The organism is Xylophilus sp. PBN-3R, from assembly GCF_057747805.1.
Genome location: NZ_CM173225.1, coordinates 3,740,365 through 3,762,396 on the forward strand (window position 1 = coordinate 3,740,365; position 22,032 = coordinate 3,762,396).

General features: G+C 65.0%; 20 protein-coding genes. 15 read left to right on the top strand and 5 right to left on the bottom strand.

All coding sequences use genetic code 11. The features are described 5' to 3' along the window. Nucleotides 1–32 precede the first annotated feature (32 nt). Nucleotides 33–938 (bottom strand): LysR family transcriptional regulator, encoded by a 906-nt coding sequence (locus AC3ANW_RS17825; protein WP_488342180.1) that lies wholly within the window; start codon nt 936–938, stop codon nt 33–35. A gap of 189 nt (nt 939–1,127) precedes the next feature. Between AC3ANW_RS17825 and AC3ANW_RS17830 the strand changes: the two genes are divergently transcribed. The 14 genes from AC3ANW_RS17830 to AC3ANW_RS17895 all read left to right on the top strand — a co-directional run bounded on the left by AC3ANW_RS17830 (nt 1,128) and on the right by AC3ANW_RS17895 (nt 16,232). After that, a complete protein-coding gene (locus tag AC3ANW_RS17830; protein WP_488342181.1) occupies nt 1,128–2,105 on the top strand; it encodes a Bug family tripartite tricarboxylate transporter substrate binding protein in 978 nt (325 codons plus the stop codon). An 8-nt stretch (nt 2,106–2,113) separates the two neighbouring features. Beyond that, nucleotides 2,114–3,673 (top strand): class I adenylate-forming enzyme family protein, encoded by a 1,560-nt coding sequence (locus AC3ANW_RS17835; protein ID WP_488342182.1) that lies wholly within the window; start codon nt 2,114–2,116, stop codon nt 3,671–3,673. A gap of 10 nt (nt 3,674–3,683) precedes the next feature. Further along, nucleotides 3,684–4,082, top strand: coding sequence for a Zn-ribbon domain-containing OB-fold protein (locus AC3ANW_RS17840; protein ID WP_488342183.1), 399 nt, complete (start codon nt 3,684–3,686; stop codon nt 4,080–4,082). After that, entirely contained in the window at nt 4,079–5,272 is a 1,194-nt protein-coding gene (locus tag AC3ANW_RS17845; protein WP_488342184.1) for a thiolase, read from the top strand. The genes AC3ANW_RS17840 and AC3ANW_RS17845 overlap by 4 nt, the downstream gene beginning before the upstream one ends. Before the next feature lie 23 nt (nt 5,273–5,295). Then, the gene (locus tag AC3ANW_RS17850) at nt 5,296–6,660 is read left to right on the top strand and encodes an MmgE/PrpD family protein (protein ID WP_488342185.1); all 1,365 of its coding nucleotides are present in this window, start codon (nt 5,296–5,298) and stop codon (nt 6,658–6,660) included. A 31-nt stretch (nt 6,661–6,691) separates the two neighbouring features. Continuing rightward, nucleotides 6,692–7,846: an acyl-CoA dehydrogenase family protein gene (locus AC3ANW_RS17855; RefSeq protein ID WP_488342186.1), complete on the top strand. Its 1,155-nt coding sequence runs from the start codon at nt 6,692–6,694 to the stop codon at nt 7,844–7,846. A gap of 103 nt (nt 7,847–7,949) precedes the next feature. Further along, complete coding sequence (gene pilB / locus AC3ANW_RS17860) at nt 7,950–9,689, top strand: type IV-A pilus assembly ATPase PilB (protein ID WP_488342187.1); 1,740 nt, start codon at nt 7,950–7,952, stop codon at nt 9,687–9,689. A gap of 52 nt (nt 9,690–9,741) precedes the next feature. Beyond that, nucleotides 9,742–10,959 carry a type II secretion system F family protein gene (locus AC3ANW_RS17865; protein WP_488342188.1) on the top strand — a complete coding sequence of 406 codons (1,218 nt, stop codon included), beginning with the start codon at nt 9,742–9,744 and terminating at the stop codon, nt 10,957–10,959. Between the two features lie 168 nt (nt 10,960–11,127). Further along, on the top strand, nt 11,128–12,576 hold the full coding sequence (locus AC3ANW_RS17870; protein ID WP_488342189.1) for a hypothetical protein: 1,449 nt from the start codon (nt 11,128–11,130) through the stop codon (nt 12,574–12,576). Next, complete coding sequence (locus tag AC3ANW_RS17875) at nt 12,525–13,550, top strand: glycosyltransferase (protein WP_488342190.1); 1,026 nt, start codon at nt 12,525–12,527, stop codon at nt 13,548–13,550. Before AC3ANW_RS17870 ends, AC3ANW_RS17875 begins: the two co-directional genes overlap by 52 nt. Nucleotides 13,551–13,724: 174 nt before the next feature. After that, entirely contained in the window at nt 13,725–14,600 is an 876-nt protein-coding gene (locus AC3ANW_RS17880; protein ID WP_488342191.1) for a prepilin peptidase, read from the top strand. Nucleotides 14,601–14,618: 18 nt separating this feature from the next. Beyond that, complete coding sequence (coaE, locus tag AC3ANW_RS17885) at nt 14,619–15,218, top strand: dephospho-CoA kinase (RefSeq protein WP_488342192.1); 600 nt, start codon at nt 14,619–14,621, stop codon at nt 15,216–15,218. Between the two features lie 8 nt (nt 15,219–15,226). Then, nucleotides 15,227–15,982, top strand: coding sequence for a cell division protein ZapD (gene zapD / locus AC3ANW_RS17890; protein WP_488345454.1), 756 nt, complete (start codon nt 15,227–15,229; stop codon nt 15,980–15,982). 28 nt (nt 15,983–16,010) lie between these two features. Further along, a complete protein-coding gene (locus AC3ANW_RS17895) occupies nt 16,011–16,232 on the top strand; it encodes a DNA gyrase inhibitor YacG (RefSeq protein ID WP_488342193.1) in 222 nt (73 codons plus the stop codon). A 5-nt stretch (nt 16,233–16,237) separates the two neighbouring features. Here AC3ANW_RS17895 and AC3ANW_RS17900 read toward each other — a convergent pair whose 3' ends face one another. From AC3ANW_RS17900 to secA, 4 genes are read right to left on the bottom strand one after another with little or no spacing between them, the layout of a single operon-like run. After that, nucleotides 16,238–16,678: an NUDIX domain-containing protein gene (locus AC3ANW_RS17900; RefSeq protein WP_488342194.1), complete on the bottom strand. Its 441-nt coding sequence runs from the start codon at nt 16,676–16,678 to the stop codon at nt 16,238–16,240. Beyond that, nucleotides 16,671–17,543, bottom strand: coding sequence for an ATP-binding protein (locus AC3ANW_RS17905; RefSeq protein ID WP_488342195.1), 873 nt, complete (start codon nt 17,541–17,543; stop codon nt 16,671–16,673). Before AC3ANW_RS17905 ends, AC3ANW_RS17900 begins: the two co-directional genes overlap by 8 nt. Continuing rightward, nucleotides 17,543–18,772 carry a bifunctional glutamate N-acetyltransferase/amino-acid acetyltransferase ArgJ gene (gene argJ, locus AC3ANW_RS17910; protein ID WP_488342196.1) on the bottom strand — a complete coding sequence of 410 codons (1,230 nt, stop codon included), beginning with the start codon at nt 18,770–18,772 and terminating at the stop codon, nt 17,543–17,545. The genes AC3ANW_RS17905 and argJ overlap by 1 nt, the downstream gene beginning before the upstream one ends. Nucleotides 18,773–18,798: 26 nt before the next feature. Then, nucleotides 18,799–21,552 (bottom strand): preprotein translocase subunit SecA, encoded by a 2,754-nt coding sequence (secA, locus tag AC3ANW_RS17915; protein ID WP_488342197.1) that lies wholly within the window; start codon nt 21,550–21,552, stop codon nt 18,799–18,801. 170 nt (nt 21,553–21,722) lie between these two features. On the opposite strand from secA, the gene AC3ANW_RS17920 reads away from it, so the two are divergent. Further along, entirely contained in the window at nt 21,723–22,028 is a 306-nt protein-coding gene (locus AC3ANW_RS17920) for a hypothetical protein (protein ID WP_488345455.1), read from the top strand. The last annotated feature ends 4 nt before the right edge of the window (nt 22,029–22,032 follow it).

Here is a 22,032-nt window from a genome sequence, read left to right on the forward strand (position 1 = left end):
ACAGCGGTCTTGGCTGATGCACCGGCAGGTCGCTACAGCAGCCGCTCCTCCAGCTGCACATTCGCCAGGTGCCGGATCAACGCCGCCGCAATACGCGGCAGCGGCACATGCGCCCGATTGACGATCTTGGTCTCGCGCCGAGCCCAGGCATCCGTCAGCCCCACGATGCGCAGCTTCAAGGTACGCGCCTGCCGCAGCGCGGAAGACCGCGGAATGATGCCGATGCCCACGCCTGCCTCCACCAGCAGGCAGATCGACTCGAAGCTGTTGACCTGCAGCCGGAAGTCCAGGTTGCGGCCCATGGCACGGGCGAGCGGCGGCAGGAAACCGGCCAGCGCGCTGCCCTCGGCCAATGACACATGAGGCTCGTCCAGCGTGTCCAGGAAGGTGGTGGTCGGCCTGTGCGCCAGCGCATGGCCCTCGGGCACCACCACCACCAGGTCGTCACTGACGAAATCGCGCACTTCGAGTCCCTTGGTGTCGACGTCGCCGGCCACGATGCCGATGTCGGCATGTGCTTCGTGGATGGCGATGACGATCTCCCGGCTGAGCCTTTCGCGCAGGTCGATGCTCACATCCGGCTGCTGCGCCAGGAAGCTGGCCAGCGCGGTGGGCAGCGCGCTGCTGATGCTGGTGGTGTTGGCCAGCACCCGCACGTGGCCCTTGCTGCCACCGGCGTATTCCTGCAGGTCGATCTTCAGGTGGTCGACCTGCTGCAGCACCAGCCGCGCATGGTGAAGCAGCGCCTCGCCGGCCGGCGTGGGTTCGACACCCTGGGGTTTCCGATAGAAGAGTTTGGTGCCGATGTTGTCTTCGAGCTGCTTGATGCGGGTGCTGGCGGCGCCGAGCGAAATGCAGGCACGTTCGGCGCCGCGCCGCAAGTTGGATTCTTCCGCCACGAAGACGAACAGCCGCAGGTCGAAAAGGTCAAAGTGCATCGTCGAAGTCGTCGGGAAGAGGCCCAAAAAACCATTGTGCGGCAGGCCATGCGACCGGCGCATCGGGGTCGAACCGAACACCCCCTTCTGCAAAAACGCATGGCGGCGTGCCGACGTCCACGCCATCCTGCGAACAGGAAGACGCTTCACGACGAAGAAGCGCGCGACAAAAAACACTGGAGACAAACCATGAATTTCATCCACTCGCGGCGAGTGCTGCTCGGCATCGCCGCAGCATGGCTGCTGCCGTTCGGACCGGCGACAGCGCAGCTGATGTCGTCGCAGGGTCCCGTTCGCCTGGTCGTCGGTTATGCGGCCGGCGGCCCGGTGGACACCGCCGCGCGCCAGTTCGGCCCGGTGCTGTCGCGTGAACTGGGCCGCACCGTCATCGTCGAGAACCGTCCCGGCGCGGCCGGCTCGCTGGGCGCCGAGGCGGTGGCCCGGGCGCCGGCAGACGGCGCCATGCTGTATTTCGGCGCCAGCCCCACGCTGACCATCACGCCGCATGTGCTGAAGAGCCTGTCGGTCGACCTGCAGAAGGACCTGACACCGATCGCGCCGCTCATCACCTACGCCAACGTGCTGGTGGTCAATCCCAGGCTGCCGGTGACCGACCTGAAGGAACTCATCGCCTACGCCAAGGCACGCCCGGGCGAGCTGACCTACGGATCGGCCGGCATGGGTGCATCGAACCACCTGAGCGGCGAGCTGTTCGTCCGCCAGAGCGGCATCAGGCTGACGCACGTGCCGTACAAGGGCAGCGGCCCGGCCATGCAGGACGTGATCGGCGGCCAGCTGTCGATGATGTTCGACATCGTCAGCACCGCCCGCAACTACAGCGCCGCCCAGCGGGTGCGTCCGCTGGCGGTGACCTCGAAGGACCGCAACGCCGGCCTGCCCGACGTGCCCACCATGCAGCAGGCCGGCCTGCCCGGCTACGAGGTGATCGGCTGGTACGGCGTGTACGGCCCGGCCGGACTGGACGCGCCCCACGTGCGGCAGATCAACGCGGCCGTCACCAAGGCCATGACCGACGAAGGCCTGCGCAAGCAGTGGGCCGAGGCCGGCTATGACCTGTGGCCCGGTTCGCCCGCGGTGCTGGCGGCCCAGCAGCGCAAGGATTTCGAGTTGTGGCGGGGCGTCACGGCGGACATCAAGTTCGAATGAGGGACCGCATGCAGAACGACAGCATTTCGACCGAAACCGGCCGCGCACGGCCGCCGCGGCGTATCCACGAGGCCTTCGACGACTGGCTGGCGCGTGACCCCGACCGGGTGTTCCTGCATCTGCACGACCGCGTGATGAGTTTCCGCGACCTGGCCTTGCTGGTCGACGCGCTCGAACACGAGCTGCGCAGCGAGGGCACCCAGGCCGGCGACCGCATATTGACCGTCGCCGAGAACTGTCCCGAACACGTCGCCCTGGTGCTGGCCTGCAGCCGCATCGGTGCCTGGTCATGCGGGGTGAACGCACGCATGGCGCCAGGCGAGGTAGCGGGTTTTGCGGACAAGGCAGATGCCCGCCGCATGTATTTCACGACTGGCGTCTCTTCGGCGGCAGCCCGCCATGCGGCGCGTTACGGCGCTGGCGAAAGCGTGTTGCCGGGCCTGTTGCGCAGCCCGGGCCGCGAACCCGCTGCGGCACCCGACACGGCCGGCGCGGACATCGCCGCGATTATCTTCACCTCGGGCACCACCGGCGCACCCAAGGGCGTGATGGTCACCCACGACGGGCTGCAGCATTTCGGGCGGGTATCGGCCCTGGCCCGCCGGCTGGGACCGGAGGACCGGTCATATGCCTACCTGCCCATGACCCATATCTTCGGACTGGGCACGGTGCTGATGGCATCGCTGTTCGCCGGCTCCGGCCTGGTGATGCGCAGCCAGTTCGATCCGGCCGATGTGTTCGATGCGCTGGCGCACCACAAGGTTTCGCAGCTGCAGGGTCCGCCGACCTTCTTCTCGCGCCTGCTGGCCCATGCCGAAGACCACGGCATCGGCCGGCCCGACGCGCCGCAGCTGCGTTACCTGTATACCGGCGCCGGCCCCCTGGACCTGGGCCTGAAACGCCAGGTCGAGTCCCGTTTCGGCCTGCCGCTGCACCACGGCTACGGCCTGTCGGAATACGCCGGATCGGTGCATGTGACGGCGCTCGGCGAACACCGCGAGGACACCTCGGCCGGCACCCGTTTCGAAGGCGCCGAATCGCGCATCGCCGGACCCGAAGGGCAGGACGTGGCGGCCGGCGAGCGTGGCGAGATCTGGATCCGCGGCCGGGGCCTCATGGCAGGTTATTTCCGCGATGCCGAAGCCACCGCCAAGGTGATGCGCCCCGGCGGCTGGTACGCCAGCGGAGACCTGGGTTACCTCGATGCCGGCGACGCACTCTTCGTGGTCGGCCGCATCAAGGAAATGATCATCCGCTCGGGTTTCAACGTTTATCCGGGCGAGGTGGAACTGGCCTTGCGGAATTTCACCGGCATCCGTGCCGCGGTGGTCGCCGGACGCCCGGCCGAGGACGGCAACGAAGAGGTGCTGGCCTTCGTGATCCTGCAACCCGGGCAGACGCTCGACCGCCCCGCCCTCGACGCATGGCTGCGCGAGCAGCTGGCCCCCTACAAACGTCCGTCGCAGATCCATGTGGTGACCGAATTTCCCATGACGCTGAGCGGCAAGGTGCTGAAGCGCGAGCTGCTGGCCGCCCTGCCGCCGGACACCGCACCAGTCTTTTCCTGAAGAAAAAACCATGACCACCGAAACCCTCAACGCAAGCGAAACCGGCGTCCAGGCCTGGCACCAGGCACAACTCGACCAGGGCCGTTTCTTCATCCAGCGCGGCACCGTCGACGGCCGCCATGTCTATTACCCGCGCGAGTTCAGCCCTTTCGACGGCAGCCGGCCCGAATGGGTGGAACCGGCCGGCGGCGGCACGGTCTACGCGGTCACCACGGTTCGCCGCAAAGCCGAGGCAGGCGGCGACTACAACGTCAGCATCGTCGAGCTGGACGAAGGTGTGCGCCTGATGAGCCGGGTCGAAGGCCTGCCCCATGACCGGATCCGGATCGGCCAGCGGGTGAAGGCCCGTGTGCAGGTGAAGGATGGCCGTGGCCTGGTGATGTTCGATGTCGAAGGAGCCGCGGCATGAACGCCATCCACGTACCCGACGGCATGCGGGCCCTGCGCGGCAGCGCCGCCATCGCCGGTGTGGCCACCTTCGGCTGCGGCGAATCCCCGGGTTTCACCGACATGGAACTGCTCGCCCGCTCGGCGCAGGCCGCCGTGGCCGATGCCGGCCTGAAGATGAGCGACATCGACGGCTTCTGCACCGCCAGCGCGGGGGCCACCATGTGGGCCATGCCGGCCATCGAATACCTGGGCATACGGCCCCGCTACATCGACAGTACCATGCTCGGCGGCAGCAGTTTCATCGCTCACCTGTTGCCGGCCATGATGGCCCTGCAGGCCGGCCAGTGCAACGCGGTGCTGGTCTGCTACGGCAGTGCGCAACGCAGCGCGACTTTCGGCCGCAGGGAGATCGGCCAGAGCCGCAAGTTCCTCGACCCGCAGCCCTACGAGACACCGTACGAACCCATGTCGCCGCCGTCGGCCTATGCACTGGCCGCCTCGCGCCACATGTTCGAGTTCGGCACCACCCGCCGGCAACTCGCCGAGGTGGCGGTGGCCGCACGCGCCTGGGCCGCGCTCAACCCGGAAGCCTTCATGCGCGGGCCGCTGACCATCGACGACGTCCTGGCCGCGCGGATGGTTTCCGACCCGCTGGGCGTGCGCGACTGCTGCCTGGTCACCGATGGCGGCGGCGCCTATGTGCTGGTGCGGGCCGACCGGGCGCGTGACCTGCCGCACAAACCGGTCTATGTGCTGGGCAATGCGACCGCCGTGTGGAACCGCCAGATCTCGTCGATGCAGGACCTGACGGTAACCAGCGCGAAGGAATCCGGCGCGCATGCATTCGCCATGGCCGGCATGCGCGCGACGGACATGCACATCGCCCAGCTGTACGACGCCTTCACCATCAACACGCTGCTGTTCCTGGAAGACCTGGGTTTCTGTGCAAAGGGAGAAGCCGGGGCTTTTGTGGAGAACGGCGGCATCGCGCCGGGCGGGCGGCTGCCGGTCAATACCAACGGTGGCGGGCTGTCTTGCGTGCACCCCGGCATGTACGGGATCTTCGCGCTCATCGAGGCGGTGCGGCAGTTGCGCGGCGATGCCGGCGAGCGCCAGGTGGCCGGTGCGAAAACCGCTGTGGCGCACGGTAACGGCGGCACCTTGTCGAGCCAGTCGACGGCGGTGCTCGGCTTGGCCGAGACCCTTTGAAACCATCTTCAGGACGACACCCCATGAGCAACCCTCAGGACCATCCGAGCCGCACGCTCGCCACCTTCGCGGCCACGCTGCGCTACGAAGACATTCCCGAGCCCGTCCTGCGCCGCTGCGAGGACCTGTTCCTGGACTGGTTCGGCTCGGTGCTGGCCGGCCGCAATGCGCGTGCGGTGCAGACCATCGGTTCCTTCGCCCGGGCCATGGGGCCGGCCGACGGTCCGAGCGAAATCTTGTTCACCCGAGGCCGCACCAGCCCTCTTTTCGCCGCGATGGCGAACGCCGCCGCTTCGCATGTGGCCGAACAGGACGACGTGCACAACGGCTCGGTTTTCCATCCGGCGGCGGTGGTGTTCCCGCCTGCGCTGGCGGTGGCCCAGGCCATCGGCGCATCGGGCCGCGAACTGCTGGTGGCGAGCGTGGTCGGCTACGAGGTCGGCATCCGCGTAGGCGAGTTCCTCGGGCGGTCGCATTACCGCATCTTCCACACCACCGGCACGGCCGGCACCATCGCGGCGGCCGCCACTGTCGGCCGCCTGCTGGGGCTGGACGCGGACCGCATGCTGCATGCCTTCGGGTCCGCCGGCACGCAGGCGGCAGGATTGTGGGAATTCCTGCGCGACGCGGCGGATTCGAAGCAGTTGCACACCGCCAAGGCGGCGGCCGACGGGCTGATGTCGGCCTACCTGGCGAAGGATGGGTTTACTGGCGCGCAACGCATCCTGGAGGGCGCGCAAGGCATGGCCGCCGGCATGTCCACCGACGCCGATCCGGCCAGACTCACCGACCGGCTGGGCATCCGCTGGGCGCTGCCGGAAACATCGTTCAAGTTCCATGCCTCCTGCCGCCACACCCATCCCGCCGCCGACGCGCTGCAGCAGGTGATGCGGACCCACCACCTGGGGCCGCAGGACATCGCCGAGGTGACGGCCCGGGTGCACCAGGGCGCCATCGACGTGCTGGGACCGGTGACCGACCCGTGCACGGTGCACCAGAGCAAGTTCTCGATGGGCACGGTGCTGGGCCTCGTGGGTGTTTTTGATCGCGCCAGCCTGGCCGATTTCGACGCGCACTTCCAGGACCCCCGTGTTGTGGCGGTACGCGAAAAGACCCGCATGGCGCTGGACGAAGAAGTCGACGCCGCCTATCCGCAGCGCTGGATCGGCAAGGTCGATGTCCGCACCACCGACGGCCGCACCCTGCACGGCCGGGTCGACGAACCCAAGGGCGACCCCGGCAACACGCTGGACCGCGCCGAGGTCGAGGCCAAGGCGCGACAGCTGGCGGCCTATGGCGGCGGCGCCACCGAAAGCGAGATGGACGCCGTGGTCGCCCGCAGCCGGAGCCTGGCCGACTGGCCGCGCGCGGAAGCGCTGCTGCCCTGAACAACATTCCCTGGAAAAGAGACCGAACACCATGATCCGAGATCCCGAGACCCTCGAAGCCCTGCTCGACAGCGTGCGCCGATTCGTGCGCGAAACCCTGGTGCCCGCCGAGCAGGAAGTGGCCGACACCGACGAGATTCCGGAAAGGATCGTCAAGGGCATGAAGGAAATGGGCCTGTTCGGCCTCACCGTGCCCGAAAGCTATGGCGGCCTGGGCGTGACGATGGAAGAAGAGTCGCTGGTGATGTTCGAGCTGGGTCGCACCAGCCCGGCTTTCCGCTCGCTGTTCGGCACCACCGTCGGCATCGGTTCGCAGGGAATCCTGATCGACGGCACGCAGGCGCAGAAAGACAAGTACCTGCCGCTGCTGGCCACCGGTGAACTCATCGCGTCCTTCGCGCTGACCGAACCCGAAGCGGGCTCGGACGCCGGTTCTCTGCGCACCACCGCCCGTCGCGACGGCGACCATTACGTGGTCAACGGCACCAAGCGGTTCATCACCAACGCACCGCAGGCCGGCATGTTCACCCTGATGGCCCGCACCGACCCCGCCAACAAGGGCTCGGGGGGCGTGTCGGCCTTCATCGTCGACCGCGACACACCCGGCATCACCATCGGCAGGATCGACCGCAAGATGGGCCAGCGCGGCGCGCACACCGCCGACGTGATCTTCGAGAACTGCCGGGTGCCGGCCGAGAACGTCATCGGCGGCAAGGAAGGCATGGGTTTCAAGACTGCCATGAAGGTGCTGGAAAAAGGCCGCATCCACATCGCCGCCATCTGCGTCGGCGTGGCCGAACGCATGCTGGAAGACGCCCTGGCCTATGCCATGGAACGCCGCCAGTTCGGCCAGCCCATCGCCGAATTCCAGCTGGTCCAGGCCATGCTGGCAGACAGCAAGATGGAGGTCTATGCCGCCCGATGCATGGTGATCGACGCGGCTCGCCGCCGCGACGACGGCGAGAACGTGTCGACCGAGGCCTCGTGCTGCAAGCTGTTCGCGTCGGAAATGTGCGGCCGGGTGGCCGACCGCGCGGTGCAGATATTCGGCGGGTCGGGTTACGTTGCCGATCACGGCATCGAGCGTTTCTACCGCGATGTGCGCCTGTTCCGTCTTTACGAGGGCACCAGCCAGATCCAGCAGTTGGTGATCGCTCGCAACATGATCAAGGCGGCCGCTGGTTGAGTAACCCTCCGGATCAGGCGTAAGAGTGATTTCCCCTCGTGCAGGCGCCACGAGGGGCGATGGTAGGATGCTTTTTTACGCTAACTTACCGCTTCCGGGACCCATGGCCGTAATTGATGCCCTCAGCAAAGACAGCGCCCCCGTTGCGCTTCCCGGGCTGGGCCGGACGCTGATCGCCGCCGGGCTGATCAGCCAGAAAGCCGCCGAGGATCTGGTCCGCAAGGCCAAATCGACGCGCAGCAGTTTCATCGCCGAGCTCACCGGCTCCGGCGCGGTTTCCGCTTCCGACCTGGCACATGCGGTGTCCGCCGCCTTCGGTGCCCCGCTGCTGGACCTGTCGGCCATCGATCCGCAGCGCCTGCCCAAGGACCTGCTCGACCCCAAGATCTGCCAGGCCTACCGGGTATTGGTGCTCAGCAAACGCAGCAACCGCCTGATCGTCGCCACCGCCGACCCTTCCGACCAGGAAGCAGCCGAAAAGATCAAGTTCTCCACCCAGCTGGGGGTGGACTGGGTCATCGCCGAATACGACAAGCTTTCCAAGATGGTCGACGCGACCTCGACGTCGGCATCCGACCAGCTCGACAGCATGGTCAGCGGCGGCGACTTCGAATTCGACGACGAACCCGAGGCGCTCGACCCCAACGCAGGTGAATCCGCCTCGCTGGCCGAGGTCGAAGACGCGCCGGTCGTCAAGTTCCTGCACAAGATGCTGATCGACGCGTTCAACATGCGTGCATCCGACCTGCATTTCGAACCCTACGAACACAACTACCGGGTGCGTTTCCGGGTCGACGGCGAACTCCGCGAAATCGCCTCGCCGCCCATCGCCATCAAGGAAAAGCTGGCATCGCGCATCAAGGTGATCTCGCGGCTGGACATCTCCGAGAAACGGGTGCCGCAGGACGGCCGCATGAAACTCAAGGTCGGCGCCGACCGGGTCATCGACTTCCGGGTCAGCACCCTGCCCACGCTGTTCGGCGAAAAGATCGTGATCCGGATCCTGGACCCGAGCAGCGCCAAGCTGGGTATCGAGGCCCTGGGCTACGAACCCGAAGAAAAGGAACGGTTGCTGCACGCCATCGGACGGCCGTACGGAATGATCCTGGTCACCGGGCCGACCGGCTCGGGCAAGACGGTTTCGCTCTACACCTGCCTGAACATGCTCAACAAGCCGGGCGTGAACATCGCCACGGCCGAAGATCCGTCCGAAATCAACCTGCCGGGTGTCAACCAGGTCAACGTCAACGACCGCGCCGGCCTGACCTTCGCGGTCGCGCTCAAGTCCTTCCTGCGCCAGGATCCCGACATCATCATGGTCGGCGAAATCCGCGACCTGGAAACCGCCGACATCTCGATCAAGGCCGCGCAGACCGGTCACCTGGTGCTGTCGACGCTGCACACCAACGATGCGCCGACCACGCTGACCCGCATGCGCAACATGGGGATCGCGCCCTTCAACATCGCGTCGAGCGTGATCCTCATCACCGCGCAGCGGCTGGCGCGTCGCCTCTGTCCGGTCTGCAAGGAAGAACACGAAGTGCCGCGTTCGGCCCTGCTGGATGCCGGCTATACCGAAGATCAGCTCGACGGCAGCTGGCGCCCCTATCGCCCGGTGGGCTGTTCCGCGTGCAACAACGGCTACAAGGGCCGGGTTGGCATCTACCAGGTGATGCCGGTCAACGAAGCCATGCAGGCCATCATCCTGCGCGACGGCAGCGCACTCGACATCGCGGCGCAGGCGCGTCTGGACGGCGTGCGATCGCTGCGCGAATCCGGCCTGCACAAGGTGCGCCTGGGCATGACCTCTCTCGAGGAAGTGCTGGCCGTCACCAACGAATGACCCACAATCCGCTGACCGCCAGCCGGCGGCCATCGACCAGGAGCTGAGCAACATGGCCACTGCCGCATCGCGGGGCATCAAGGATTTCGTCTTCGAGTGGGAAGGCCGGGACCGCCAGGGCAAGCCGGTGCGCGGCGAAATCCGCGCCAGCGGCGAGAACCAGGTCACCGCGACCCTGCGCCGCCAGGGCGTGCTGCCGACCAAGATCAAAAAACGCCGCATGAAAAGCGGCAAGAAGATCAAGCCGAAGGACATCGCGGTGTTCACCCGCCAGCTGGCCACCATGATGAAGGCCGGCGTGCCGCTGCTGCAGTCGTTCGACATCGTGGGCCGGGGCAATTCCAACCCGAGCGTGGCCAAGCTGCTGAACGATATCCGCCAGGACGTGGAAACCGGCACCTCGCTGTCGGGAGCGTTCCGCAAGCATCCGATGTACTTCAACAGCCTGTACTGCAACCTGGTTGAGGCCGGCGAAGCCGCCGGTATCCTCGAATCGCTGCTCGACCGGCTGGCCACCTACATGGAGAAGACCGAGGCCATCAAATCCAAGATCAAGTCGGCCCTGATGTACCCCATCTCGGTGCTGCTGGTGGCGGTGGTGGTGGTGTCCGTGATCATGATCTTCGTGATACCGGCCTTCAAACAAGTGTTCTCGTCCTTCGGCGCCGACCTTCCGGCGCCCACGCTCGTGGTGATCGCCATGAGCGAATTCTTCGTCAGCTACTGGTGGCTGATGCTGGGTTCGGTGATCGGCGCTTTCTATTTCCTGCGGCAAAGTTTCCGGCGCAGTGAGAATTTCCAACGCGCCGTGGACCGCTACATCCTGCGGGTGCCGGTATTCGGCGCCTTGATCGACAAGTCATGCGTCGCCCGCTGGACCCGCACGCTGTCGACCATGTTCGCCGCCGGCGTGCCGCTGGTGGAAGCGCTGGATTCGGTGGGCGGCGCCTCCGGGAACTCGGTCTACATGGTGGCAACCGAGAAGATCCAGCAGCAGGTCGCCACCGGCACAAGCCTGACGGTGGCCATGAGCAACGCCAACCTCTTCCCGAACATGGTGCTGCAGATGTGCGCCATCGGCGAGGAGTCGGGTGCGCTGGACCACATGCTGGGCAAGGCGGCCGATGTATACGAAGGCGAGGTCGACGAGATGGTGGCCGGCCTGTCCAGCCTGCTCGAGCCGATCATCATCGTGTTCCTCGGCACTCTCATCGGCGGCATCGTGGTGTCGATGTACCTGCCTATCTTCAAGCTCGGCCAAGTCGTCTGACCTGCCGGCCGCCGCCCCGGGCCGCGCGGCCGGCGGCGCATTATTTCCGGCGATGAAAACAGCGAATGCAAGGCTTGGGCATAAGCCGTTGTGTCTATTGGTCCGGCCCGGCGTTCGGTGAACAATCTCCCTTGAAAGTTAACCAAAACTGACAAGGCTGCTGCGTTTATGTCTGCCACCGGTAATTTGAAGACGTGGCTACCGTCGGCGGGATGGCTTGAAAAACGCAGGATGCTGCTTCTTGCCGCTGCGGTTTTGTTCGCTGCCAACCTGGCGCTGACATTTCCCGGGAAACTCAACTACGACAGTGGTCCGCAACTGGCCGAAGCCATTGCCGGTCGATATACCGACTGGCATCCGCCGGTGATGGCCTGGCTGTGGTCCTGGATGCTGCCAGCAGAAACCGGTGCATCCAGCATGCTGGTTTTTCAGCTGGCATTCCACTGGATGGGTTTTCTGCTGATCGCCGATGGGCTGTTTTTCAGGGGCCGCAAAAAAACCGCGTGGATCATATTAATCGCAGGTGCGCTCCCATTTTTTGTTCGTTATAACGGCGGAATTATCAAGGACGTCGGCATGGCGTCGGTGTTCGTCGCGGCATGTGGCCTGGTTTTCTGGCACCGGGCACGGGATCGCCGGCGTTCCTTATCGGCCACCGTTTTGCTGCTGTTTCTTTTGGCCTATGGAACGCTCGTGCGTACCAACGCCATATTCGCCATCGGCCCCCTGCTGATATACGGATTCGCGACCAATATCAGTACGTCCATGGCGAGAGAATGGCTGATGGCTTCGCTGGTCGCGGCGTTGCTGGCCCTGCCGATCAGCAGCGGAATCAACCGGTATCTGCTGTCGGCCGAAAACTCCGGATCCATTCAGTCCCTGCTGCTATTCGATCTCAACGGAATTGCCAGGCACTCCTCGGACGAAAGCATATTGCCAGCCGCCATCAACATGCCTGCGGATAAATTGCATGACTGTTATACGCCGTATTTCTGGGATACATGGAGTTATTGGGGCTCCTGCAGTTTTGTCTGGAAAAACCTGGGGCCGCCGGATTCGCCGGCTCGGGGTGAACTCAAGAAATACTGGATGGCTGCCATATTCACCCATCCCCTGGCCTACCTCGAACATCGGCTCAAGGCGTTCAATTCCATGACCTACTTCCTGGTGCCGGCCAGGCCCTGCAGGCTGGCATCGCTTTGCCTGACTTCGAGCCGTGGCGCTGGAGCACGGGATGAACAGCAGGCGATCTTCGAAGATTATTTTTTGGTCAACATCCTGGTGTGGCCGATTACCTGGTTCGCTGTGGGCGGTGTGTTTCTATTCCTGACGCGGGGCGCATTGCAGGACAGCACACTGATCGCCGCACGTGGCCTGGCAATTTCCGGGACACTTTACCTGGGTTCCATGCTGGTGGTGGGCGTGGCCACCGATATTCGATATGCCTACTGGAGCACCCTGGCAGTGTTGGTCGCGGTCATTCTGAGTGCAGACGCCCTGTCGCGGAATATCTGGAAAATCGATACCGGCGGCCGCCGGATCATCGTCGCCGCAGCCATTCTGGTATGCGCCGGAATGCTCACCCGTTTGTTCGATTACAAGGGTTTCGTATCATGAACATGGTGGCGGATCCCGGGCACCCGGCCATCAATCTGCGGGCCGTGTTGAACTTCAGGATTGCCGTATTGCTGCCTTGCCATAATGAGGCACTGTCGATCCGCACGGTGGTGGCAGACTTCAGCCGGGCATTACCGCAGGCGAGTGTTTATGTGTATGACAACTGTTCGTCCGACAACACCGCCGAAGAAGCGCGAGCCGCAGGCGCCATTGTTCGTAACGAACCCTGGGCCGGCAAAGGTAATGTGGTAAGGCGCATGTTCGCCGACATCGATGCGGATGTCTATCTGATGGCCGATGGAGACGGCACCTATGACCCGGAAGTCGCCTCGGTCATGGTGCAGAGATTGATCGACGAACAACTCGACATGCTGGTCGGCACCCGCATGAATATCTACGAAGAGGCGCACCGTGCCGGCCATGCATTGGGCAACCGGCTGTTCAACTGCATCTACCGCGCGCTCTTCGGGCCGCTGTTCAACGATATATTCTCAGGCTATCGCGTGTTCTCCCGCCGGTTCGTCAAGAGTTTCCCCGCGGTATCCAGCGGTTTTGAAATAGAAACCGAAATGTCGGTACATGCCAGCCAGATCCGCATGCCGGTGGCAGAAATGCACACACGTTATGGTGTCAGGCAGGAAGGATCGGTCAGCAAACTGCGCACGGTGCACGACGCATTGAGAATCCTGCGCACCTTCATCCTCCTGTTCAAGGAAATAAAACCTCTGCTGTTCTATTCCTGGATCGGATGTGCGTTCCTGCTGCTGGCCTTGATATTGGGTTATCCACTGGTCGGCACTTACCTGGCGACGGGCCTGGTTCCGCGGTTTCCTACAGCCATGCTGATCACCATCCTGTCATTGCTGGGCGCGATGAGTTTCACCAGCGGCTTGATCCTGGACAGCGTCGCGCGCGGCCGGCTGGAACATAAACGCATGGCTTATCTGGGTTTCGGACCGGTCCGGAAATTCTGAGAGTCGAGACCGGCCTGCCGGACCAGGCGGCATCCCTGCCGAGTTACGATTGATCCAACATCAGTCGCCCGCCACGCGCGGCAGCAGGGAAGTCAGGAATGAACGGTTTCACGCCAAGCGGCCCTTCGGGTGCCAAGCAGTTTCGAGTCATCGGATACATGCGGAACCCTGTCCATGCTTGACGGCCTGCCCATCGAATTCACCGTCACGGCGGCGGTCGTCTTCGGCCTGTTGATCGGCAGTTTCCTGAACGTGGTCATCTACCGCCTGCCGGTCATGATGGAGCGTGAATGGGCCGCCGAACTCGCCGAAGCGCAGGTGGACAAGAGTGCGCCCGCCTCCACCTATGCGGTTGTGGCCGAGCCCGAACGTTTCAACCTTGTGGCGCCCCGCTCGCGTTGCCCCCATTGCGGGCACGGGGTGCGCTGGTATGAAAACCTGCCGGTCGTCAGCTGGCTGGCGCTGCGGGGCCGATGTTCGGCCTGCAAGGGCGGCATCAGCGTGCGGTATCCGCTGGTCGAGGCGGTCACGGGGGCGCTGTTCGGTTTCTGCGCATGGCGCTGGGGTGTCACCGGTACCGCATTGCTGTGGTGCGGTTTTTCGGCCGCGCTGATCGCCCTGGCGATGATCGACTGGGACACCACCCTGCTGCCCGACAGCATCACCCTGCCCCTGCTGTGGGCCGGTGTGCTGGGTTCGGCGCAGCAGTGGCTGTCGGTCCCGCTGGTCGACGCTGTATGGGGCGCAGCGGCGGGTTATCTGTCCCTGTGGCTGATCTATTGGGCGTTCAAGCTGCTGACCGGCAAGGAAGGCATGGGCTTCGGCGACTTCAAGCTGTTCGCCGCCCTGGGGGCCTGGTTCGGCTGGCAGGCGCTGATACCGCTGATCCTGATGGCGTCCGTGACCGGCGCCATGGTCGGTATCGCGCTGAAGCTGCGCAGCCAGTTGCGCACAGGCGGTTATGTGCCCTTCGGCCCCTTCCTCGCCGCCGCCGGGCTGGTGGCGCTGGCGGTCGGTCCGCAGGCCTTGCGGCAGTTCAGCGCCCTGTAACCGGTGGCACCTCCGCGCATGCGCACCCTGGGCCTGACCGGCGGCATCGGGAGCGGCAAAAGCACTGTTGCCGCCATGCTGGAGGCCCGCGGCGCGCGGGTGATCGATGCCGATGCGCTGTCACGTGCCACGACCGCGCCCGGCGGCAGCGCCATCGCGGCGATCGCCGCCAGTTTCGGCGACGGTTTCATCACACCGGATGGCGCGCTGGACCGCGAACGCATGCGGGCGCTGGTGTTCCAGGATCCGGGCGCCCGGCACCGGCTCGAAGCCATCGTGCACCCGCTGATCAGCCGGGCCGGCGTCGATGCGTCGAACGAAGCGCGCAGCCAGGGCATACGGCTGCTGGTGCATGACGTGCCGCTGCTGGTCGAATCCGGCCGCTGGGTCGACCGGGTTGAACGGGTGCTGGTGGTCGATTGCGAACACCTGACCCAGGTCGCACGGGTGATGTCCCGCAGTGCGCTGGACGAGGGCACGGTGCGCCGCATCATCGCCTCGCAGGCGTCTCGCGCCGAACGGCGCCAGGCCGCGGATTTTGTGCTTTTCAACGAGAAGCTGAGCATCGAGCAACTCGATGTAGCCGTCGGGTCGATCGCCAGCATCATGGGACTATGATGACCGCCGTGATTTTGTACGAATACCCCTTCAACGAGCGCATCCGGACGTACCTGAGGCTCGAACAGTTGTTCCGCCGCCTGGGCGAACTGGTGCCACGCGAACATCCGCTGGATCATCATTTCGCCCTGGTCTCGATCTTCGAGATCATGGACGTCGCGGCGCGCGCCGACCTCAAGGCCGACGTGATGAAGGACCTTGAAAAACAGAAGCAGCAGCTGGATGCCTTCCGAGACAACCCGGCCATCGCGCAGAGCGTGCTGGAGGGTGTCATCGCACAGGTGGACCATTGCCTGGCATCCCTGCTGCAGCTGACCGGCCGCGCCGGGCAGTCCCTGACCGAAAACGACTTCCTGATGGCCATCCGCAGCCGCGCCGGCATTCCTGGGGGCACCTGCGGATTCGACCTTCCGGCCTATTACGCCTGGCAGCACCAGAGCAGCGCGGCTCGGCGTGCCGATGTGTCGGGCTGGGCATCGACGCTGGCGCCGCTGGCCGAATCGATCTACCTGCTTCTGAAGATGCTGCGCGATTCGGGCGTGCCGCAAAAGGTCATGCCGCAGGGTGGCAATTTCCAGCAAACCCTGCCGCAGGGCCGCAGCTTCCAGCTGCTGCGGCTGCGTATGGATCCGTCCTCGGGCCTGGTGCCGGAAATCAGCGGCAACCGGCTGATGGTGTCGGTCAGGCTGATGCGGCAAGAAGGCGACGGCCGCCTGCATTCCGCTGGTGAAGACACGGGTTTCGAGCTGTCGCTTTGCGCCTGATCGGGGTCGGCGGCAAAATCTTCGGGTTATGACGAACTCTTCCGATATTCCCGAGATCAAGAAACGTATCGTGCGTTGCCCCGGTTGCGGCGGCGACAGCGTCTATGCTGCAGAGAACCCCTACAGGCCTTTCTGCAGCGCCCGTTGTCGCGGTGTGGACCTCGGCGCCTGGGCCAGTGAAAGCTTTCGTGTGCCGACCGAAGCTCCGCCCGAAGACGAAATCTACGGCGATCCCCGACACCAGCACTGAGCGGGTCAGGCCTCGATGTGCGTAGGGCCTTCGAAGCCCTTTTCTTCGGCCATCCAGGCCAGCACCGGGAACGCGCCCGGCAGCACCGGCGACACCGTCAGCGGCAACGTCTGCCACTGCATCCGCTGACCTTCGCGCATCTCGAATTCTCCGCTCCACTCGGTGACCCGGCACCAGTGCAGCCGGACCAGTGCATGCGGGTAGTCGTGCTCGGTGACCTTCCACACCTCGGCCTTGCCGATCACCACACCCAGCTCTTCTTCCAGTTCGCGGCGCAGCGCCTGCTCGACCGTTTCGCCGGCTTCCAGCTTGCCGCCCGGGAACTCCCAATAACCCGCGTAGGGTTTGCCTTCCGGCCGGCTGGTCAGCAGCATGTCGTGTTCGCCGCGCAGCAATATGCCGACCGCGACTTCGGTGTGCTTGCGCGGAACGGAAGTCTCAGCCATCGTCACGGCCCGCCTTGTCGCGGGCGAACTGGTAGGCCACGCGGCCGCTGCGAGAACCGCGCTCCAGGGCCCACACCAGGGCTTCCGGCCGGGCCGCGGCGATCTGTTCGGCCGTCTGGCCGAACGACGACAGCCATTGGCCGCAGATGGTCAGGTATTCGTCCTGGGTGAAGGGATAGAAACTGACCCACAGGCCGAAGCGCTCGGACAGCGAAATCTTCTCTTCGATGACTTCGCCAGGATGGATCTCGCCGTCGGGGGCGTGCGAATACGTGAGGTTCTCGGCCATGTATTCGGGCAGCAGGTGGCGACGGTTGCTGGTAGCGTAGATCAGCACGTTGGGCGTGGCCGCAGCCACTGAACCGTCGAGCGCCGACTTGAGTGCCTTGTAGCCGGATTCGCCGTCCTCGAAACTCAGGTCATCGCAGAACACGATGAACTTTTCAGGCCGGTCGGCCACCATGTCGACGATATCGGGCAGGTCGGCCAGGTCGCTCTTGTCGACTTCGATCAGGCGCAGGCCCTGCGGCGCGAAGGTTTTGAGGCAGGCCTTGATGAGGGACGACTTGCCGGTGCCACGCGCACCCGTCAGCAGCACGTTGTTGGCCGAACGGCCTTCGACGAACTGGCGGGTGTTGCGTTCGATCTTTTCCTTCTGCGGCTCGATCTCGCGCAGTTCGGACAAGGCCAGCCCGGACACATGGCGCACCGGTTCGAGGCGGCCGGCGCCATTGCTGCGGCGGCGGTAGCGCCAGGCGATGGCCTCGGTCCAGTCAGGCGGTGCCAGCGGTGCCGGAAGGAAAGCTTCGAGCCGGCCGAGCACCTGCTCGGCGCGGGTGATCAGGCGTTCGAAACTGTCGTTCATCACGAGCGGTAGTCGGCGTTGATGGTCACGTATTCGTGGCTGAAATCGCAGGTCCACACGGTGTCGGTGGCGGTGCCGCGACCCAGTCCCACACGCACGGTGATCTCGCTCTTCTTCATCACGCGCTGGCCGTCCTCTTCGCGATATTCGACACGGCGGCCACCCCTGGTGCAGACATGCACGTCGTCCAGGAACAGCTCGATACCGGTCTGATCGAGATCGGTGATGCCGGCATAACCGACCGCCGCCAGGATGCGGCCCAGATTCGGGTCGCTGGCGAAGAACGCGGTCTTCACCAGAGGCGAATGGGCGATGGCATAAGCCACGAGCCGGCATTCGGCGGCGGTACGGCCACCTTCGACGGTGACGGTGATGAACTTGGTCGCGCCCTCGCCGTCGCGCACGATGGCCTGGGCCAGCAGGCGGGCCACGCCGAGCAGTGCCTGATGCAGCAACTGGCCGTCTTCGCTGTCCAGCGAATCGATGACCGCGTTACCGGCCTTGCCGGTCGCGACCACCACGAAGGAATCGTTGGTCGACGTGTCGCCGTCGATGGTCACGCGGTTGAACGAACCCTCGGCCAGCGCCAGCGCCAGTTGCTGCAGCACCGGCTGCGACACGGCGGCGTCGGTGGCCAGGAAACCCAGCATGGTGGCCATGTTCGGCCGGATCATGCCGGCGCCCTTGCTGATGCCGGTGATGGCGATCTGCTTGCCACCGATCAGGGCCTGGGCGCTGAAGGCCTTGGGCACCGTGTCGGTGGTCATGATGCCTTCGGCGGCACGGCCCCAATGGGCGGGACTGGCGTCGGCTATTGCCGCAGGCAGACCGGCCTCGATGCGGTCGACCGGCAGCGGTTCCATGATGACGCCCGTCGAGAACGGCAGCACCGCGCCGGCGGGCACGCCCAGCAGCCGCGCCGCCGCATCGCAGGTGGCGCGGGCGCGAGCCAGGCCGTCGGCGCCGGTGCCGGCATTGGCGTTGCCGGTGTTGACCACCATCGCGCGCACCGGCTGGCCGGATGCGAGATGTTCGCGGCAGACCTGCACCGGCGCGGCGCAGAAGCGGTTCTGGGTGAACACGCCGGCAACCGTCGTGCCTTCGTCCAGCAGGAATACGGTCAGGTCCTTGCGGTTGGCCTTGCGTACGCCGGCTTCGGCCACGCCGATGGAAACGCCGGCGACAGGGAACAGCGCCGCGGCGTCGGGCGCGGAAAGATTCACGGGCATGGAAGACTCCGAAAGAGGGCCTTGGCTCAGCTCAGCTGGCCGTGGCAGTTCTTGAATTTCTTGCCGCTGCCGCATGGGCAGGGATCGTTGCGTGCCACCCGCATGCCTTCGGCCTCGACGGGCATCACCGGCAGTTGGTCGGTGGTGGTTTCGACGCCGCCGGTCTCGGTCGGCGCCTGGTAGGTCAGGTTGCCGACCGCCTCGGCACGGCTTTCCATCAGTTCGGCGGCTTCGCCGATCTGCTCCTGCGACTGCACCTTGACGGTCATCAGCACCTTGGTGACTTCGGTCTTGACCGAATCCAGCATCTGGCCGAACAGCTCGAAAGCCTCGCGTTTGTATTCCTGCTTGGGCTGCTTCTGGGCATAGCCGCGCAGGTGGATGCCCTGGCGCAGGTAGTCGAGCGAGGCCAGGTGCTCACGCCAGTTGGAGTCCATGGCCTGCAGCAGCACCACCCGTTCGAACTGGGTGAACTGCTCGCCGCCTACCTGCTCGACCTTGGCCTTGAAGACGGCGTCGGCCGCGCCGATCACCTTTTCGAGCACGTCTTCATCGGTGATGGCGCTGGCGCCTTCGACTTCTGCCTTCAGGGGCAGTTCGACCTGCCAGTCCTGGGCCAGGGCGGCTTCCAGGCCGGCCAGGTCCCACTGTTCCTCGACCGAGTCGGCGGGCACGAACTGCCGGGTGACGTCGGTGAAGGTGCTTTCGCGCAGGCCGTCGATTTGCGGACCGAGGTCGGCCGCATCGAGGATCTCGTTGCGCTGTGTGTAGATCACCTTGCGCTGGTCGTTGGACACGTCGTCGTATTCGAGCAGTTGCTTGCGCATGTCGAAATTGCGGGCTTCGACCTTGCGTTGTGCGCTCGCGATGCTGCGGGTGACGATGCCGGCTTCGATGGCTTCGCCGTCGGGCATCTTCAGGCGCTCCATGATGGAGCGCACCCGGTCGCCGGCGAAGATACGCATCAGCGAATCGTCCAGGCTCAGGTAGAAACGCGAGGAACCCGGGTCGCCCTGGCGGCCCGAACGGCCGCGCAACTGGTTGTCGATGCGGCGCGATTCGTGGCGTTCGGTGGCGATGATGCGCAGGCCGCCCTGGGCCGAAACTTCGTCGTGTTCCTTCTTCCACAGTTCGCGGGTGTCGGCCATGCGCTGCTCTTTGGTGGCGTCGTCCAGCGAGTCGTCGGCCTCGATGGCGGCCAGCATTTTCTCGAGGCTGCCGCCCAGCACGATGTCGGTGCCACGGCCGGCCATGTTGGTGGCGATGGTGATCATCTTCGGTCGGCCGGCCTGCGCCACGATGTCGGCTTCGCGGGCGTGCTGCTTGGCGTTCAGCACCTGGTGCGGCAGGTTCTCGCGCTGCAGCAGGTTCGAGATGATTTCGGAGTTTTCGATGGACGTCGTGCCCACCAGCACCGGCTGGCCGCGGCCATAACATTCGCGGATGTCGAGGATGGCGGCTTCGTACTTCTCGCGGGTGGTCTTGTAGACGCGGTCCAGCTGGTCGTCGCGACGGCTGGTGCGGTTGGGCGGAATCAGCACCGTCTCCAGGCCGTAGATTTCCTGGAATTCGTAGGCTTCGGTATCGGCGGTGCCGGTCATGCCCGCCAGCTTTCCGTAGAGGCGGAAATAGTTCTGGAAGGTGATCGAGGCCATGGTCTGGTTCTCGGCCTGGATCTCCACGCCTTCCTTGGCTTCGACGGCCTGGTGCAGGCCTTCGCTCCAGCGGCGGCCCGACATCAGGCGTCCGGTGAACTCGTCGACGATGACGATCTCGCCGTTCTGCACCACGTAATGCTGGTCGCGGTGGTACAGCTGGTGTGCACGCAGGGCGGCGTACAGGTGGTGCATCAGCGAGATGTTGGCCGGGTCGTAAAGCGAAGCGCCTTCGGGCAGCAGGCCTTGCGCGACCAGGATGCGTTCGGCGCTTTCGTGGCCCTGCTCGGTCAGGAAGACTTGGCGGCTCTTCTCGTCCATGGTGAAGTCGCCGGGCTTCTCGACGCCTTCGCCGGTGCGCGGGTCGGCTTCGCCGATCTGCTGCACCAGCAGCGGCACCACGTGGTTCATGGCCACGTAGGTGACGGTGTGGTCTTCGGCCTGGCCGCTGATGATCAGCGGGGTGCGGGCCTCGTCGATCAGGATGGAGTCGACCTCGTCGACGATGGCGTAGTTGAGGCCGCGCTGAACGCGGTCGCCCGACTCGTACACCATGTTGTCGCGCAGGTAGTCGAAGCCGTATTCGTTGTTGGTGCCGTAGGTGATGGCAGCGCCATAGGCCATCTGCTTGTCTTCACGCGACAGGCCGGGCAGGTTGATGCCGACCGACAGGCCCAGGAAGTTGTACAGCCGGCCCATCCACTCGGCATCGCGCTGTGCCAGGTAGTCGTTGACGGTCACCACGTGCACGCCCTTGCCGGACAGTGCGTTCAGGTACACGGGCAAGGTGCCGGTCAGGGTCTTGCCTTCGCCGGTGCGCATTTCGGCGATCTTGCCGTAGTGCAGCGCCATGCCGCCCAGCATCTGGACGTCGAAATGGCGCATCTTCATGACACGTTTGGAGCCCTCGCGGACCACGGCGAAGGCTTCGGGCAGCAATGCGTCCAGCGATTCGCCCTTCAGCACCCGGTCGCGGAATTCATCGGTCTTGGCGCGCAGGGCGGCGTCGTCCAGTTTTTCCAGTGCCGGTTCCAGGGCATTGATGCGTGCCACCACGCCCCGGTATTGCTTGAGCAGTCGATCGTTGCGGCTGCCGAAGAGTTTGGTCAGAAAGTTGGTAGCCATGCGTGTGGAGCTCTTCCGTTGCGTGATGCGACGGGGCTCGTCCATCCTCAGAGTGAAGGGGTGACCCGGAGTCCGGTCAAACGGCAAATTCTAGCCGGGCCTCGGGACGTCTGCGGATAATGGGGATGCCGCCGTCCAAAGCAAGCGCCGCGGCCTCTTCCAAACGCACCATGTACCGTCGCCACCAAGCCGTCACCCTGCAGCAAGCCTCCACCGAATCGCCTGGCCTGGCGCGGCTGGCCGGGCTGGCGCGGGAATCGGGCGACCGGCTGAAGCTGTGCGAATCGCTCATTCCGCCGATGCTGCGGACCGCCATCCAGGCCGGGCCGATCGACGGCGGCGACTGGTGTCTGCTGGTGCAGAACAACGCGGTGGCCGCCAAGCTGCGGCAGCTGTTGCCGGCGCTGGCGGCTCACCTGCGCAGCCGCGGACGCGACATCCGGTCGATCCGGGTCAAGGTGCTGAAGATGCGCTGAGGGC